This is a genomic window from Mucilaginibacter sp. NFR10, from assembly GCF_900100445.1.
In the GTDB taxonomy this organism is placed as follows: Bacteria; Bacteroidota; Bacteroidia; order Sphingobacteriales; family Sphingobacteriaceae; genus Mucilaginibacter; species Mucilaginibacter rubeus.
In genome coordinates, this window is record NZ_FMTV01000006.1 from 248,673 (window position 1) to 264,871 (window position 16,199).

At 43.8% G+C, this 16,199-nt stretch carries 16 protein-coding genes; 11 read left to right on the forward strand and 5 right to left on the reverse strand.

Features of this window, described 5'->3' with window-relative positions:
- Positions 1 to 55: 55 nt before the first annotated feature.
- The gene (gene pepT, locus BLP33_RS20165; RefSeq protein ID WP_090532497.1) at positions 56 to 1,306 is read left to right on the forward strand and encodes a peptidase T; all 1,251 of its coding nucleotides are present in this window, start codon (positions 56 to 58) and stop codon (positions 1,304 to 1,306) included.
- A gap of 40 nt (positions 1,307 to 1,346) precedes the next feature.
- Positions 1,347 to 1,841: a GNAT family N-acetyltransferase gene (locus BLP33_RS20170; protein ID WP_090532499.1), complete on the forward strand. Its 495-nt coding sequence runs from the start codon at positions 1,347 to 1,349 to the stop codon at positions 1,839 to 1,841.
- 7 nt (positions 1,842 to 1,848) lie between these two features.
- Here the strand turns inward: BLP33_RS20170 and BLP33_RS20175 are convergent, their stop codons facing one another.
- From BLP33_RS20175 to BLP33_RS20185, 3 genes are read right to left on the reverse strand one after another with little or no spacing between them, the layout of a single operon-like run.
- A complete protein-coding gene (locus BLP33_RS20175; protein ID WP_090532501.1) occupies positions 1,849 to 2,040 on the reverse strand; it encodes a hypothetical protein in 192 nt (63 codons plus the stop codon).
- Positions 2,030 to 2,608 (reverse strand): zeta toxin family protein, encoded by a 579-nt coding sequence (locus BLP33_RS20180; protein ID WP_090532502.1) that lies wholly within the window; start codon positions 2,606 to 2,608, stop codon positions 2,030 to 2,032. The genes BLP33_RS20175 and BLP33_RS20180 overlap by 11 nt, the downstream gene beginning before the upstream one ends.
- Before the next feature lie 16 nt (positions 2,609 to 2,624).
- Positions 2,625 to 3,140 (reverse strand): GNAT family N-acetyltransferase, encoded by a 516-nt coding sequence (locus BLP33_RS20185; protein WP_090532504.1) that lies wholly within the window; start codon positions 3,138 to 3,140, stop codon positions 2,625 to 2,627.
- A gap of 70 nt (positions 3,141 to 3,210) precedes the next feature.
- Here BLP33_RS20185 and BLP33_RS20190 point away from each other — a divergent pair, with 70 nt between their 5' ends.
- The 3 genes from BLP33_RS20190 to BLP33_RS20200 all read left to right on the forward strand — a co-directional run bounded on the left by BLP33_RS20190 (position 3,211) and on the right by BLP33_RS20200 (position 6,922).
- Positions 3,211 to 5,571, forward strand: a complete 2,361-nt coding sequence (locus tag BLP33_RS20190; protein ID WP_090532505.1) for a prolyl oligopeptidase family serine peptidase — start codon at positions 3,211 to 3,213, stop codon at positions 5,569 to 5,571.
- A 129-nt stretch (positions 5,572 to 5,700) separates the two neighbouring features.
- A complete protein-coding gene (locus BLP33_RS20195) occupies positions 5,701 to 6,282 on the forward strand; it encodes a hypothetical protein (protein ID WP_090532507.1) in 582 nt (193 codons plus the stop codon).
- 79 nt (positions 6,283 to 6,361) lie between these two features.
- The gene (locus BLP33_RS20200; protein WP_090532508.1) at positions 6,362 to 6,922 is read left to right on the forward strand and encodes a suppressor of fused domain protein; all 561 of its coding nucleotides are present in this window, start codon (positions 6,362 to 6,364) and stop codon (positions 6,920 to 6,922) included.
- Here the strand turns inward: BLP33_RS20200 and BLP33_RS20205 are convergent.
- Entirely contained in the window at positions 6,919 to 7,554 is a 636-nt protein-coding gene (locus tag BLP33_RS20205; RefSeq protein ID WP_254780204.1) for a murein L,D-transpeptidase catalytic domain-containing protein, read from the reverse strand. The genes BLP33_RS20200 and BLP33_RS20205 overlap by 4 nt on opposite strands.
- A gap of 66 nt (positions 7,555 to 7,620) precedes the next feature.
- Between BLP33_RS20205 and BLP33_RS20210 the strand changes: the two genes are divergently transcribed.
- The 4 genes from BLP33_RS20210 to infB all read left to right on the forward strand — a co-directional run bounded on the left by BLP33_RS20210 (position 7,621) and on the right by infB (position 13,041).
- Positions 7,621 to 8,046: a hypothetical protein gene (locus BLP33_RS20210; protein ID WP_090532511.1), complete on the forward strand. Its 426-nt coding sequence runs from the start codon at positions 7,621 to 7,623 to the stop codon at positions 8,044 to 8,046.
- A gap of 126 nt (positions 8,047 to 8,172) precedes the next feature.
- Positions 8,173 to 8,637: a ribosome assembly cofactor RimP gene (rimP, locus tag BLP33_RS20215; protein WP_090532513.1), complete on the forward strand. Its 465-nt coding sequence runs from the start codon at positions 8,173 to 8,175 to the stop codon at positions 8,635 to 8,637.
- Positions 8,638 to 8,640: 3 nt separating this feature from the next.
- Positions 8,641 to 9,876, forward strand: a complete 1,236-nt coding sequence (nusA, locus tag BLP33_RS20220) for a transcription termination factor NusA (RefSeq protein ID WP_090532515.1) — start codon at positions 8,641 to 8,643, stop codon at positions 9,874 to 9,876.
- Positions 9,877 to 9,936: 60 nt separating this feature from the next.
- A complete protein-coding gene (gene infB / locus BLP33_RS20225; protein ID WP_090532518.1) occupies positions 9,937 to 13,041 on the forward strand; it encodes a translation initiation factor IF-2 in 3,105 nt (1,034 codons plus the stop codon).
- Positions 13,042 to 13,224: 183 nt separating this feature from the next.
- Here infB and BLP33_RS20230 read toward each other — a convergent pair whose 3' ends face one another.
- Positions 13,225 to 13,632, reverse strand: coding sequence for a hypothetical protein (locus BLP33_RS20230; protein WP_090532520.1), 408 nt, complete (start codon positions 13,630 to 13,632; stop codon positions 13,225 to 13,227).
- 201 nt (positions 13,633 to 13,833) lie between these two features.
- On the opposite strand from BLP33_RS20230, the gene BLP33_RS20235 reads away from it, so the two are divergent.
- Together BLP33_RS20235 and BLP33_RS20240 are read left to right on the forward strand one after the other, a co-directional pair.
- A complete protein-coding gene (locus BLP33_RS20235; RefSeq protein ID WP_090532522.1) occupies positions 13,834 to 15,399 on the forward strand; it encodes a M28 family metallopeptidase in 1,566 nt (521 codons plus the stop codon).
- Positions 15,400 to 15,626: 227 nt separating this feature from the next.
- On the forward strand, positions 15,627 to 16,196 hold the full coding sequence (locus BLP33_RS20240; protein WP_090532524.1) for an RNA polymerase sigma factor: 570 nt from the start codon (positions 15,627 to 15,629) through the stop codon (positions 16,194 to 16,196).
- The last annotated feature ends 3 nt before the right edge of the window (positions 16,197 to 16,199 follow it).

Here is a 16,199-nt window from a genome sequence, read left to right on the forward strand (position 1 = left end):
CAACTGGAGATGGCATTAACCACCGCCTAAATTTCTCCTAATATAAAAGCTTTATATGAATTTTAGCTCATTCATTAAGTTCACAGTAGCCGAACGCTTCTTGCGCTACGTTACCATTGATACGCAATCAGACCCTTCTTCGGTTTCATTTCCATCAACAGAAAAGCAAAAAGATCTTGGCCGGCTGCTGGTTAATGAACTGTTGGCTATGGGTATAGCCGACGCTCACTTGGATAAGTACGGTTATGTTTATGCTACTATTCCGTCAAATACTGATAAAAAGGTACCCGTAATTTGCTTTTGCTCGCATATGGATACCGCGCCCGATTGCAGCGGAAAAGATGTAAAACCAATTGTACATAAAAATTACCAGGGCCAGGATTTAATATTGCCTGATGATAATACCCAGGTGATCCGAATGGCCGAGCATACCGATCTGAAGAACCAGTTGGGTAACGATGTTATTACAGCCAGCGGTACCACGCTGCTCGGCGCCGATAATAAAGCCGGTGTGGCCGAAATAATGGATGCCTGCTACCAGCTCATCAGCCATCCCGAAATAAAACATGGTGATATCAGGATCCTGTTTACGCCCGACGAAGAAGTTGGCCATGGTGTAGATCATGTGGATATTGCCAAATTGGGTGCCTTTGCTGCTTATACTATGGATGGAGAAAGCGCGGGTAATATGGAGAATGAAACCTTTTCGGCAGATGGGGCCAGGCTTACCATTAATGGCGTAAGCTCCCATCCGGGATTTGCAAAAGGCAAAATGGAGAGCGCCATTAAAATTGCCGGGCAAATTATTGCCGCCCTGCCTGATGAACTTTCGCCGGAGTATACCGAAGACATGCAGGGGTTTGTGCATCCGGTAGGTATAGAAGGCCATGTGGAAACCGCCGCTATCGATTTTATAATCCGGGATTTTGATGAAGCCAAACTTGCAGATCATGTTGATGTTATCCGCCAAACTGCTGATAATGTATTAAAGAAATTTCCGGGCTCAACGTTTGATATTGCCGTGAGCCAGCAATACCGCAATATGAAAGGTGTGCTCGACCAGCATCCGCAAATTGTTGATTATGCCATGGAGGCCATTAACCGTACCGGCTTAACCGCCAAATTGCGCAGTATCCGGGGTGGTACTGATGGTTCACGACTTTCATTCATGGGCTTGCCTTGTCCTAACATTTTTGCAGGCGAACATGCTTTTCACAGCAGGCACGAATGGGTATCAATTCAGGATATGCAAAAAGCGGTTGAAACCATTTTGCACCTGTGCATGATCTGGGAAGAAAGAAGTTAGTACCGGGCATTTCTTTATTAACATAAAATTAAATTTGAAGATGTATACAATACGTAAAGCCACTATAAATGATGTGGAAACTATCCGTGATATTGCCGATAAAACATGGTGGGTAACCTACAGCCCCATTCTTGAGCGCGAACAGATATCCTTTATGCTTGGCGAGATTTACTCGACAGAGAAAATAACCAAACAGGTTAAAGAAAATCAGCAAACTTACCTGTTACTGGAGGAAGAAGGCAATCCGGTGGCATTTGCAGCCTACTCGCCCCGCGAAGAGGATCCGGAGATCTACAAATTGCATAAACTTTACTGCCTGCCCGAAACGCAGGGCAAAGGCTACGGAAAAGTATTGATTAACGAGGTGGCCCAAAAAACTAAAGATGCTGGTAAGAAAACGCTGGAACTTAACGTCAACAGGTACAATAACGCCAAATCATTCTATGAAAAAATGGGGTTTACCATAGCCTATGAAGAGGATATAGCCATTGGTAAATACTGGATGAACGATTATGTAATGCGAAAGGAACTATAGCTGATTGCTATTTGGCGGGAAGGGTTTTTAAAAGCTCTTTTGCGGGTACAGCTTTGAAACTGCCGTCTTTATCACCGATAATGAGGCTTTCATCATTGGCTGCGGCAGTTTCAACCAGTTTGCGGTTTGCCCGCTTCATGCCTTCAAGCACTTTCGCCTCTAACTCATCCATGCCCATTTTTTGTGCTTTAGTTGTCATTTGCCTGATCTAAAATTACTTTCCAAACGTCGGATTTTATTATTGTTTCTTCTAACGATCCGAAACCTCTTGCCACCACCAGGGAGCCTGTATTTATATTATTTATTACAAACCATTTATCACAAAGAGGTATATACAAAGATACCAAATTTCTTATTCCTCGATAATATCTCCGCTCTATTACATCAGCCGGGATATTATGGCCACCTTTGCTTACGCGTTTAGCTACTCGTTCCTTTGCCATTTCAGGAGAGCTCAACCAAAAAAACAATAAAGTAACTTCGTATCCTGTTTGCTGGGCTCTTTTAACCAAGGATACATAACTCCGGGTTGAAAGCGTTGTTTCAAAGGCAAAGTCAACTTCCCGGTTCAGCAACTCATCAATCCGCTGCAGCATGATCCGGCCGGCTTCGAATGCAACACTTTCCGGATCGAAGGGAGATAGTCCCGCCGCGATGTTATCTGCATTTACAAACTCATTACAGTTAAGCAATTCGGGTAAAACTGTATAACTTGCCGTGGTTTTACCGGCACCATTACAACCTGCTATAATATACAAATTAGGCATCCTGTGAATTTAGTTGTTAATCCTTAAAAATAGCATACATATATTTATCCATCACCTCGCCATTTTTAATAATTGACCTTCGTAGTACGGCCTCTTGAATATAGCCTGCTTTTTCGAGCACCCGTATGGATGCCGTGTTTCTATTATACACACCGGCTTCTAAGCGCAATAGCGAAAAATGTTCAAAAGCATAAGTGGTTACCAGTTTTACAGCCTCGGTTGCTAAGCCCTTTCCCCAATGTTCTTCACCAAGCCAATAGCCTATTTCGGCGGTTATGCGGCTTTCGTCGGTAAAAAGTTCAACACCAATGCCGCCGCAGGCTTCACCGTTAACTACTATGGCAAAGTTGGTTAAAGGTTGCTGATTTTGGGCCAGGTTTACCCAAAATAGCGCATCCTCCATAGTATAAGGATACGGGAACCTGTCGCGCAAAAAAGCCGATACTTTAGGGTTATCCGCATGCTTTTGAAGTGATGCTTCATCGCCCTGTTGCCACGCCCTCAATAAAAATCCGTTGCCCTGTAATTCCATTTTGTAACAATAAAATGCTTAAAAATAACAATCATTAGCCAAACTGTTAAATTGCATGCTTTATTGAGATATGAAAAAACTGTTAGGCTTATTGTTCCTGATCCCGGCAACGGGCGCCTTTGCCCAAAAGCTGGATACCCTTAGCATCGAAAAAATTATGCGCGACCCTAAATGGATCGGGGTTTCACCCTCCAATATCCGTTGGGCTAACGATAATAAAAAGATCTATTTTAAATGGGATGATGATGCTTCGGGCAATACCCGGTTATATTCAGTTAGCCCCGGCGACAACAAGGTACAAAAAGTTAGCATTGCCGAGCAGCGCGATCTGGCAGCCGGTTACGGCGAATGGAACAAAAAGCATAGCCAAAAGGTATTCAGTAAAAACGGCGATTTATTTTTATACGATGTAAAAGCCAACAAAACCACCCGGCTAACAAATACCGTAGCGCAGGAAGACAGCCCTGTTTTCAGCGGTGATGAAACAAAGATCATTTACAAAGAAGATAATAATCTCTTTGCCCTGAACCTGAATGGCGGCACCCTGGTACAGCTCACCAATTTTGTACGGACAGCAAGCGATAAAAAAAGTAAGGATAAACCCGGCGAGCAGGAACAATGGCTCAAAAAACAACAGCTTGAGTTGTTTGAGATCATCAAAAAGGAAGCAAAAGACGATAAAAAAGATTCAACAGAAACAGCATTGCTTAAGCCCGACAAGCTGAAAGAGATTGCCTATGGCGATAAAAGACTGAGCGCTGTACAGATCAGTCCGGATGGCAGGTTTATCACCTATCGCCTTACCAAACGCGCCGATGGCGTTCAAAACGCGATTGTACCTAATTATGTTACCGCATCGGGTTTCACCGAGGATATTCCGAACCGTTCAAAGGTAGGCCGGCCATCGTCAACATCAGAGACTTTTATTTACGATAAACGCCGGGAAGCAGTTTACCCGGTTATTACATCAGAGATCCCCGGCATTAAAGACCTGCCCGACTATTTAAAAGATTATCCCGATGAATTAAAAGCCCGTCAAAAGGAAAACGCCGACAGGCAGGTAAATATCGATGGCGTTTTATGGAATCAAAGCGGCGGCAATGCCGTGGTCATTATCTCAGCACAGGATAATAAAGACTGCTGGATCATGCGCTTAGACCCGGTAAGCGGTAAACTAAGCCTGCTTGACCGTCAGCGGGATGAGGCCTGGATTGGCGGCCCCGGCATTGATGATCCCGGAAATGCAGGTTTTATTGATGATAACCATTTTTATTACCAGAGCGAAGCAAGCGGTTACTCGCATATTTATGTGGTTGATGTAACCAGCGGCGCCAAAAAACAACTCACCAGCGGCAAATGGGAAGTGCAGACTTTGCAGCTAAGCCAGGATAAAAAGACGTTTTATTTTACCGCCAATATCGATCACCCGGGCATTATCCATTTTTACAGGATCCCGGTTAGCGGCGGCATCCCCGTTAAAATTACCGGCATGAAGGGCGGCAACGAGGTAACACTTTCGCCTGATGAAAAGTGGCTGGCTATTCGCTACTCTTATTCAAACAGGCCCTGGGAATTATATATCCAGGCCAATAAACCCGGTGCAAAGGCGGTAAAAATAACCAACTCCGTTTCGGCCGAATACCTGTCGTACCCCTGGCGCGACCCGGAGATCATCACTTTTAAAAACCGTTATGGCGCTGATGTTTACGCACGCCTGTATCAGCCTAAAAAGCAAGATCCTGCAAAACCCGCTGTGGTTTTTGTCCACGGAGCGGGATACCTGCAAAACGTTACCTATTCATGGAGTTACTATTTCCGCGAATTTATGTTTAACAATATGCTGGCCGATAACGGATACACCGTTTTAGATATCGACTATACCGCAAGCGCGGGTTATGGCCGGGATTTCCGAACAGGGATCTATCGCCATATGGGCGGCAAGGACCTCACCGACCAGGTTGATGGCGTAAAATTGCTGGTTGAAAAATATGGCGTTAACCCGAAGCATGTCGGTTTATACGGCGGCTCATACGGTGGCTTCATTACGCTTATGGGTATGTTTACCGAACCGGATGTTTTTGCTGCAGGCGGCGCCATACGCTCCGTTACCGACTGGGCGCATTATAACCATGAATATACTTCAAATATCCTCAATGAACCTTTCACCGATGAACAGGCTTACCGTAAAAGTTCGCCTATTTATTTTGCCAACGGCTTAAAAGGCAACCTGCTGATGCTCCATGGCATGATAGATCAGAATGTGAACTACCAGGATATCATTCGCCTAACTCAAAAACTGATAGAGCTGCACAAAGAAAATTGGGAGCTTGCCTCGTACCCCGTAGAAGACCACGGCTTTGAACAACCCAGCAGTTGGGCCGACGAGTATAAACGCATTTATAAGTTATTTGAGAGCACGTTGAAAAAGTAGGGTAATTAAGAAGAGCTGCAAAGGGGGACAAGCGAGGGAGGTGACGCGCCAATCGGATCCTGTACCGGGCGGTTATATATCCAAACGCCGCAAGTTAAGCCAAGTTATAAGCTAAAAAATCAATCATTTATGAAAAAGGCATCCATTTTACTCGCACTGTTTCTTTTTTCCTGTTCACAGCCAATACAAAAACAATCAAAATTGGTAAAAACACCAACTTTGTATCCAGCGAAAAACTATTCAAGCAAACTTTATGATGAGCCTTTTTTTAAAGAAGAACATTTCAACTATGTAATTAGCAGGCAAACGAAAGATACAACAAAACGTAATTACACATCAGAAACGACAGTTATTGAAGGTAAAGTCAGGCAATATTTCAGAAATTGCGAAGTGACGCTCGATAAAAATGCTCTTGTTTTTCAATTGACGGACACTCCTTTTTCTGATGGCCGCTATGAATTGAAATTTGTTAAATCACCAGGTGTATTTGAAGCCAAATACAATCAAACTTTTTCAATTACTGATAGCTCATACAAAAAACCTGTTTTTAAAGTGATAGATAAAAACGTTGTTCTTGATAAAGACACCTACGTAAAGGGTGAGCTTTTGAGGGGCAAGTTTTCTTTTCAGATCGCCGCGTCGCATTTGTTGGAAAGCAAATACTCCGATACAATATCTATGTACGGATTTGTAAAAACTATTATAAAGTAGCCTTATTCTGCATTCGTCTGAAAACAAGTACAATACAATAAATAACCTAAATTCATTATAAGTATAATGGGGTTACAAGATGAGCATTTACAACAAACTGATAAAAGAGCATTATATATCAAATTGGGGAAGCAATTATGAAGAGAAGATATGGACAACGGGGCCTATCAATGAACTTGATAATCCGCTTACAATTTTAGAATTTAAACCAACTGTCAAGAGGAAAATGTGGACTTACGCAACATGTGGCATGTCTACATTTTCGCATGAAAAACCTGTCGAACTACATTTATTTTCCGCCATTCAGGATAGTTCTATTTTAGAATTGTTAACAAGTGTAGTTTATTTCCATAATGTTAATCAAAATCTCAATTTAGGGCATACGGTTAATTTTGGAAGGCCATGGCAGGAAAATTCAGAGTGCAGCTACGGTTTAATTTCTTTACCTTATTTAGATGGACCTGATCTTGAATTGTTTGATCCTGGCAATAACCATAAAACAATATTTTTTTATTGGCTTATCCCTATAACATTACGAGAACGGAACTATAAAATGCAAAATGGGCTGGACGCTTTAGAAGAAAAATTAGAAGAAAGCCAGTTTAATTATATTGACAGTGAAAGGAGGAGTGTAATTTAACCCCGCGACCGTGTCCCTCGGTCGCAAATTATGTTATTGTATATCCACATCAACACATGCTTCTTTTGTTTCTTCAACAAAGCATCCACAATTTTCATGGTATTATTTGATATAGCCGGACAGCCCCAGCCTTCTGGTGTCCCTTTAGGGTAAACTTCCGTTTCGGCTACCTGTTCCCACGAATGAAAAACAATCTGCCTTGCTAAAGCGTTATTATTGGTTGCTTCCAATCCGGTGAGGTAATACTTTACGTGGATTCCCCAGGCGCTGTAGGCCCGTCCATCTATTTGGTACTTACCGGGGGCAGTACAGTGGCTGCCATCCAGGTTACTGAACGCCGGTTTGTCTTTCGACCATTCACCACTCCAGGGGTTACGGCCGCAGCCATGGCTCACCAGTCCGGAAACCAGCACATCGTTTTTCCTGAAATCCCATACCATAAAACGTTTAATACCCGATGGCAGGGCCATATCAATTAAAATACAATAGCGGGTGTTGTAACCACGCTGCCGGCAAAATAAAAGGCTTTGTTTAGCTTTTGTTTTAACGCGGTTGAGGTTCATACGGGGCACGTCGGCATTAACTTTAACACAGCAAAAAGATATTAAGAAAAGCAGGAATAAAGGTTTCAATTGTGTCAGGTTTTGTGTTGTAAACAGAAATATCCGCTTTTTATTACAATAAACCTATCTTGCCAAATGAAAAAACTTTTTCCTTTATTACTTCCGCTAATGTTTTTAATCAGTTGTACAGAAACATCGACCAAAACACTGGTAACCATTAAGACAGTTAATAACGGGAAAGCATTGCAGATAACCGGTTTCGATCCAGCCATCATTAACGAGATCAGCCGTGATTCATCTGCCAAAGCCTGGGAAACGCTCATGGCCGTTTACCGCATGCCTGCCGATACCAGCATGCGAAACCTGCAGCCCACACAGCCGGGTAGTTACACCGTTAAAGATAATGTTGTTATTTTTACGCCGGATACAGCCTTTAGTACACAGCAAACGTATTTTTTTCGTTACTATGATTTCAGTGCCGGTGGTACGCTGACCGATTTGATAAAAAGCCGCAGCAAACCCGGAACCTTGCACTATACAGATTTGATTTTTAAGCAATAAACTACCTATATGCTTGAAAATTTAATATTTTTGATTATATTTGCAACCGTTAATAAAAGAGGGGGCAATTAGTCCCCTCTTTTATTTTATCAATCAAAATTATTCTGTCAAAAACACCGGTGGGTAATGAATATTGAAAAAAGGGTAAAAGAACTGGTAGAAGAGAAGATAGCAGATAAACCAAACCTGTTTATAGTGGACATTAAAATGCACCCGAACGGTAAATTGGTGATCCTGCTTGATGGCGATAACGGTATCGGTATTGATGAATGTGCACAGGTAAGCAGGCACGTAGGTTTCCATCTGGAAGAGGAAAACGTGATTGAAACCGCTTATAACCTGGAGGTTTCATCGCCCGGCATTGATTATCCGCTGTCGTCGCCAAGGCAATACGCCAAAAATGTTGGCCGTAGCCTGGGCATTAAAATGAAAGATGGCGCTAAACGCGAAGGCACATTAACCGGCCTTACAGAGGATGCCATCACCATTGAAGAAAAAGTAAAAGAAAAAGGGAAAAAAGCGCAGGTTATAGAAAGCGTTATCCCAATGGACCAAATAACAGAAACAAAGGTTTTAATATCATTTAAGTAAAAAATGAGCAATATTAATTTAATTGATTCTTTTCAGGAATTTAAAGATTTCAAGAACATTGACCGCCCTACCATGATGAGCGTACTGGAAGACGTTTTCAGGAGCATGATCAGGAAAAAGTACGGTACGGACGAAAATTGCGACGTAATTGTGAACACCGACAATGGTGACTTAGAGATCTGGCGTACACGTAAAGTTATGGAAGATGGCTTTAGCGAAGATGATGACCTGGAGATAGAACTTGCCGAAGCACACCTGTATGACGCCGACCTTGAAGTTGGTGATGACTATATTGAACAGATCACTTTAGAAAGCTTTGGCCGCCGTGCTATTTTAGCCGCCCGCCAAACGCTGGTATCAAAAATTCTGGAATTAGAGAAAGACGAGATCTTCAAAAAATATAAAGACCGCGTAGGTGAAATTGTTACAGGCGAGGTTTACCAGGTTTGGAAAAAAGAAACTTTGGTTCTTGATGATGAAGGCAACGAGCTGTTACTGCCAAAAACAGAGCAGATCCCGGCAGACTACTTTAAAAAGGGCGATAGCGTTAAAGCTGTTGTATCAAAGGTAGATATGCTGAACAGTAACCCTAAGATCATCATTTCACGTACAGCGCCTGAGTTTTTACAGCGCTTGTTTGAGCTTGAAGTGCCGGAAATTTTTGATGGCTTAATTACCATCAAGAAGATTGTACGCGAACCGGGCGAACGTGCTAAAGTTGCCGTTGAATCATATGACGACCGTATCGATCCGGTTGGTGCCTGCGTAGGTATGAAAGGTTCTCGGATCCACGGTATAGTACGTGAGTTAAAAAATGAAAATATCGACGTTATTAACTTTACCAACAACGTTCAGCTATATATTCAACGTGCATTGTCGCCTGCCAAAATCACTTCTATTAAATTAGATGATGAGAAAAAAACAGCTGCTGTGTATTTAAAACCCGACCAGGTATCATTAGCTATCGGTCGTGGCGGGCACAACATTAAGCTGGCAGGAAAATTGACAGGCTACGAAATTGATGTTTACCGTGAGGCTGATGAGCATGACGAGGATGTGGACATTGAAGAATTTTCTGACGAGATTGAAGGCTGGATCATTGATGAATTTAAACGTATTGGTTTAGATACGGCAAAATCAGTACTGGCCTTAACCGTTGGTGAATTGGTAAAACGTACCGATTTAGAGGAAGAAACAGTAAAAGAAGTGCTATCAATATTGAATGCGGAGTTTGAATAAGCGGAATAAGCAAATTAAAATCGTATTTTTGCACTAAATAAGCAGAGAAAGTAATATTAAATGTCAGAAGACAAATCCATAAAATTAATTAAAGCAGTAAAAGAACTGAACATTGGCATGGGTACCCTTGTCGATTATTTAGCTACCAAAGGATACAAGGTTGACAAGCATCCTATGGCCAAGCTGGATAATGACATGTACAATGCCCTGTTAAAGGAATTTGCTGTTGACAAAAGTATTAAGGAGGAAGCTAAGCAGATCAGTATCGGAAAGATAAGGAAAGAAGAGCCTGCTGCACAGTTTCCTGAAAAGCCGGTTGAGAACCGCCGTTCGCGCGATTTTGAGAACGAAGAGATACTGATCAAGAATACAGGGCACTTTGCACAGCCGCAGGTTGAAAAACCAAAACCGGCCGAGCCTGCTCCGGCAGCGCAAGCTCCTGCACGTTCTGATGAGCGCAATGACGTATTACCTGGTGTTAAGGTGGTTGGAAAAATTGACCTTAACAACCTGAATGCTAAGCCACAGGCGGAGAAGCCTGCGGAAAAACCAGCGGAAGTAGTTGTTAAACAACCCGAGCCAGTTGCACAGGCACCTGCGCCAACACCGGCTCCGGCACCTGCCGAGCCAAAAGTTGAAGCGCCACAGCCGGTAGCCCCGGTTGTGCCCGAACCACCAAAGGTTGAAACGCCAAAACCGGCAGCTCCGGTTGCCGAAGCACCCAAAGCTGAAGAGCCTAAAGCGCCTGTTGCTGAAAAAGCACCGGTTGCAACACCTCCGGCTGCTCCCGAAACTCCGGCTGCACCAGTAGCTGATGACAGCCAGGAGCCAGACGTGATCCGGGCTAAAGCCGAGCGTTTAACAGGGCCAAACATTATTGGTAAGATCCAGTTGCCGGTTAACGCGCCAAAACGCAACCCGGTAGCTTCATCATCAAATTCAAATAATAACTCGGCCGATCACAAACGCAAACGTAAGCGTAAAGATAACCAGGGCAACCCGCAGCAAGGCGGCGGTAACCATCCGCATGGCCAGCAGGGCGGTGGTGGCAATCACCCGCAACAAGGTCAACAGCCCAGCGGTGGTGGTACCATTAATCCTAACCGCCCGGATTTCAGGAACCGTACACATGGAGCACCCGGAAACAGCGGGCCAGGTCAGGGCCAGGGAGGTCATGGCGGTGGTAACCGCCCGGATTTCAGGAACAACCGCAATAATCCGCCTCAACATACAGGACCGAAGGAAGAACCTTCAGAAAAAGACATACAAGACCAGATCAAGGCTACACTTGCACGCTTAAGTGGAGCAGGTAAGTCGGGCAAGTTTGCACAGCGCGCTAAATTCCGTCGTCAAAAACGTGATGACGTTGCTGCAAGTGCCGAAGAACTGGCAATGGAACAGGAACTCCAATCAAAAGTATTGAAGGTTACCGAGTTCGTAACGGCAAATGAGCTGGCAAGCATGATGGATGTATCTGTAACCCAGATCATATCTACCTGTATGAGCCTAGGTATGTTTGTTTCCATTAACCAAAGGCTTGATGCCGAAACACTTTCAATTGTGGCCGATGAGTTTGGCTACCAGGTTGAATTTGTTAAACCGCAGGATGAGGAAGCCAACCTTGACCAGCCTGATGATCCGGCCGACCTGGTGACTCGTGCACCAATCGTAACCATCATGGGCCACGTTGACCACGGTAAAACCTCATTGCTCGACTTTATACGCAAAACCAACGTAATAGGCGGCGAAGCGGGTGGTATAACCCAGCACATTGGTGCTTACGAAGTAACATTGCCTGATAACAAAGGAAAGATCACCTTCCTGGATACGCCGGGTCACGAAGCGTTTACCGCGATGCGTGCAAGGGGTGCGCAGGTTACAGATATTGTAATTATAGTGATAGCTGCCGATGACAGCGTGATGCCGCAAACCCGCGAGGCCATAAACCACGCGCAGGCTGCAGGTGCACCAATCATCTTCGCCTTTAACAAAATTGACAAGCCGGGTGCCAATGCCGATAAGGTAAGGGAACAATTATCGGCCATGAATATTTTGGTTGAAGAGTGGGGCGGTAAATACCAGTCGCAGGAAATTTCGGCCAAAACCGGCTTAAATGTTGACTTGTTATTGGAAAAAGTATTGCTTGAGGCCGAATTGCTTGAACTGAAAGCTAACCCTAACAAACGTGCCGTAGGTACTGTTATTGAAGCAGCTTTAGATAAAGGCCGTGGTATTGTTACCACCATCCTGGTACAGGCAGGCCGCTTAAAAGTAGGTGATCCGATACTGGCAGGCTGCTACAGCGGTCGTGTTAAAGCGTTAACCAACGAGCGTGGCCAGCGTGTAGATTCAGCGGGACCATCAACACCGGTACAGGTATTGGGTATGCAGGGCGCACCAACCGCGGGCGATAAGTTCAATGCGCTTGAAAGCGAAGTTGAGGCACGTGAAATTGCCAACAAACGCCTGCAGTTACAACGTGAGCAGGGCTTACGTACACAAAAACACATCACCCTTGATGAGATCGGCCGTCGTTTAGCAGTGGGTAACTTCAAGGAGCTTAACATCATCGTTAAAGGTGACGTGGATGGTTCTATCGAGGCCTTGTCAGATTCATTGCTGAAACTGTCTACCGAGCAGATCCAGGTGAACATCATCTCGAAAGCGGTAGGTCAGATCTCCGAATCAGACGTATTGCTGGCATCAGCATCCGACGCGATCATCATCGGTTTCCAGGTACGCCCTTCAGGCGGTGCCCGTAAACTGGCCGAAGCTGAACAGATCGATATCAGGCTGTACTCTATCATCTACGATGCGATCAACGAGATCAAAGCGGCGATGGAAGGTATGCTTGCACCAACCTTTGAAGAGAAGATTGTGGCTAACGTTGAGATCCGCGAAACCTTCAAGATCAGCAAAGTGGGTACTATTGCAGGTTGTATGGTATTGGATGGTAAAATTAACCGTAACAGCAAGATCCGCATCATCCGCGATGGCGTGGTGATCTACACTGGCGAACTGGCTTCACTAAAACGTTATAAAGACGATGTGAAAGAGGTAAGTGCCGGTTACGAGTGCGGTTTGAACATCGCCAACTTTAACAACATTGAAGTAGGCGATATTGTTGAAGCGTACGAAAATGTGGAAGTAAAACGCAAGCTGTAATTGAATAATCAGCTTTATAATATTGAAGGGCTTATCTGTAACGGATAAGCCCTTTTTTGTTGGGGCTTTCTCACAAAGCGGAGACTTACGAAGTTTTTGAAACTTCGTAAGTCTGTATTCTCAGAGGAGGACTCCGGGACTGGTCGAGTTTTGGCTGTCCTTGAGCCTCGATCCGTTAATAAATTATCGACAATTGGCATTTGATGTCATAATAATATTTCCTAAGCTATCGGTTTTGAACGTAGCGGAGAAAGCCCCTCTATCATAGCCCATATGTTTACGTAGTTTATAAGCGCATTTTGGCTTGAGTTTTAAATCAAAATCATTAATGACCTCTCCATTAAAGTCCATTTGAGCAGCAAGTCCAAGATTCTTTTTATTGAAGTATATAACAGATTCGGAACTCCGTAGCGTTACACTGCTTGAATCATCTTCCAGTGACATCTCATTTAAGCTCTCCCCATTGCATGAAACTATAGCATCTTTTTTAACGTCAATATAAAAACCACTTGACTTTGCACAGGAAGCAAGTGAGAGAGTCGTATATAAAGCACAGCCAAGCATTACTTTACAACTTCTTCCTTTTATCATAATTATTTCTTTGGTGGGGAATCAATTATTTATAATCACTTAAGTTACTAAAACTTTCGTCATAAATTTAACCATTAACTGAAGATTAACTTGGACCAGCTAACTTAATCCCCGTGTAACAACTTTGTTAACACAATATATTCCCAATTTTAATTTATAATAAATAGGTTTGTTATTAACTGATCTTATTATTTATTGTATATGAAATTAAAACTACTCTTTTCGTGTTTAATTACGGCAGGTATTGCAGTACCGTCGTTTGCACAGGAACCTGTTGATGCGGCAATGGTTCAAAAAATAAGGGAAGAAGGCCTTAACCATTCAAAGGTAATGGAAACGGCTTTTTATCTTACAGATGTTTCGGGCCCAAGGCTTGCCAATTCTCCGGGCTTAAAGCGCGCCCAAAACTGGGCTGTTAATCAGCTTAAAACCTGGGGCATGGCCAACTCTAAGTTGGAAGCCTGGGGTAAATTTGGCAAAGGCTGGGAGGTTCAAAAAAACTATGCAGCTATCACGGTTCCTTACTATCATGCAATTATCGCCATCCCTAAAGCATGGACACCGGGTACAAATGGCTTGATCAAAGGCGAAGTGATGATAATCAAAGCCGATTCGGCAGCAGAGCTTGAGCAATACAAAGGTAAGCTGGCCGGCAAAATCGTGATATTTGATACTAAAGCACCAACAGAACGTACCTGGAAAGTGGATGCCGCCCGTTATACCGATGAGGAACTTACCGAAATGGCCAACGCGAAAGCTACGCCGGCCGGCCCGCGCAGGAACGCTGTAGACCCCAACGCCGCCCAAATGGCTGCATTCCGTAAATTACGTGCATTCAGGACTGCATTAAGCCAATTTTTGGTTGATGAAAAAGCTGGCTTGGTGTTAAGCCAGGCCCGCGGTACTGATGGTACTGTGTTTACCACCAACGGCGCTTCATACGCCGATACCGCAAAAGCGGTAGCACCCGAGCTTGAAACCAGCAGCGAAGATTACCAGCGCATTTTGCGCCTTATAAAAGGTGGCCAGCCGGTACAACTGGAAGCTGATATTAAAACCCAATTCATTACCGACGACCTGCAGGGCTATGATGTAGTCGCTGAAATTCCAGGAACGGACAAAAAGCTGAAAGACCAGGTAGTAATGCTTGGCGGCCACCTTGATTCATGGCATGCCGCTACCGGTGCTACCGATAATGCAGCGGGCAGCGCGGTAATGCTGGAGGCCATGCGTATTTTAAAAGCGATTAACTTTAAACCCAAACGCACCATTCGCATCGCCTTATGGAGTTCGGAAGAGCAGGGCTTATTTGGTTCGCGCGGATATGTGGCCAATCATTTTGGCGATCCTAAAACGATGGAGCTTAAACCCGAACAAGCAAAGCTTTCGGCCTATTACAACCTTGATAATGGAACCGGCAAGATCCGTGGAGTGTATTTACAGGGAGATTCGGCCGCAGCACCTATCTTTAAGGCCTGGCTTGACCCTTTTAAAGATCTTGGCGCCAGCACGCTTACCATTCGTAATACCGGCGGCACCGATCACCTTTCATTTGATGCCGTTGGTATTCCGGGCTTCCAGTTTATCCAGGATGCTATTGATTACGGTTCACGCACCCATCATAGTAATCAGGACACTTACGATCGTCTTATTGAAGACGACCTGAAACAAGCCGCTACCATTGTTGCTTCATTTGTTTACCATACGGCTCAACGTGCCGAAATGATCCCGCGCAAAGAGCTGCCAAAGCCACAACCTGCAAGGTAAAACTGTTACGATATTTATAGAAAAGCGATGCTTCCGGCATCGCTTTTTTTGTTTAAACTTTATGCTATTGTCCTTTCAGTCGGGACTTAGTGTATTCATGGTTTATAACAGAAATGAACCAACACCTATGAAAAAAAACTGGTTATTAGCTTATTTTCCTTAAATAGAGCTGTCTGCAGGCGGTTAATTTCCATAAACCATTTTAATAAATTAATTTTGTATGTTTAATGAGCCTATTTATAAAACCCCAAAAACCAGGGAAATCAACAGACGAAGAACTACTTAGTGATTATCGCGCAAGCGGTAACCTAACAGTTTTGGGCAGCTTATATGAAAGATATATGCCCCTTGTTTATGGCGTTTGCCTTAAATATCTGAAAGATGAAGAACTGGCCAAAGACGCGGTAATGGGCATTTTTGAGGAGCTGGTTGATAAGGTTAAAAAGCATGAGATTAACCAGTTCAGGAATTGGGTGTATGTACTTGGGCGCAATTATTGCTTGATGCAGTTAAGAAGCGGTAAAAAGATGGAGTTGGTTAATTTAGATGAAGTTGTGGAATTTACCCCCTTTTTGCATCCTGAGGATAATAACAGGGAAGAGGCTTTGAAAGCTTTGGAGCACTGCATAGCAGGGTTAACCGGCGGACAAAAACAAAGTATCCACCTGTTTTATTTAAAAGAGAAGTGTTATAAAGAAATTGCCGGGATAACAGGATATACTTTAAATGAGGTAAAGAGTTATATCCAAAACGGTAAGAGGAATTTGAAAATTTGCCTCGAACGGAACAGTGCATAGTAA

Coding starts and splice junctions, on each gene's coding strand:
- BLP33_RS20230 (WP_090532520.1), bottom strand. CDS start 13,632: ATGATAAAAGGAAGAAGTTGTAAAGTAATGCTTGGCTGTGCTTTATAT.
- BLP33_RS20210 (WP_090532511.1), top strand. CDS start 7,621: ATGAAAAAACTTTTTCCTTTATTACTTCCGCTAATGTTTTTAATCAGT.
- BLP33_RS20195 (WP_090532507.1), top strand. CDS start 5,701: ATGAAAAAGGCATCCATTTTACTCGCACTGTTTCTTTTTTCCTGTTCA.
- BLP33_RS20175 (WP_090532501.1), bottom strand. CDS start 2,040: ATGACAACTAAAGCACAAAAAATGGGCATGGATGAGTTAGAGGCGAAA.
- BLP33_RS20235 (WP_090532522.1), top strand. CDS start 13,834: ATGAAATTAAAACTACTCTTTTCGTGTTTAATTACGGCAGGTATTGCA.
- BLP33_RS20190 (WP_090532505.1), top strand. CDS start 3,211: ATGAAAAAACTGTTAGGCTTATTGTTCCTGATCCCGGCAACGGGCGCC.
- pepT (WP_090532497.1), top strand. CDS start 56: ATGAATTTTAGCTCATTCATTAAGTTCACAGTAGCCGAACGCTTCTTG.
- BLP33_RS20200 (WP_090532508.1), top strand. CDS start 6,362: ATGAGCATTTACAACAAACTGATAAAAGAGCATTATATATCAAATTGG.
- BLP33_RS20180 (WP_090532502.1), bottom strand. CDS start 2,608: ATGCCTAATTTGTATATTATAGCAGGTTGTAATGGTGCCGGTAAAACC.
- BLP33_RS20170 (WP_090532499.1), top strand. CDS start 1,347: ATGTATACAATACGTAAAGCCACTATAAATGATGTGGAAACTATCCGT.
- BLP33_RS20240 (WP_090532524.1), top strand. CDS start 15,627: ATGAGCCTATTTATAAAACCCCAAAAACCAGGGAAATCAACAGACGAA.
- BLP33_RS20185 (WP_090532504.1), bottom strand. CDS start 3,140: ATGGAATTACAGGGCAACGGATTTTTATTGAGGGCGTGGCAACAGGGC.
- nusA (WP_090532515.1), top strand. CDS start 8,641: ATGAGCAATATTAATTTAATTGATTCTTTTCAGGAATTTAAAGATTTC.
- infB (WP_090532518.1), top strand. CDS start 9,937: ATGTCAGAAGACAAATCCATAAAATTAATTAAAGCAGTAAAAGAACTG.
- rimP (WP_090532513.1), top strand. CDS start 8,173: ATGAATATTGAAAAAAGGGTAAAAGAACTGGTAGAAGAGAAGATAGCA.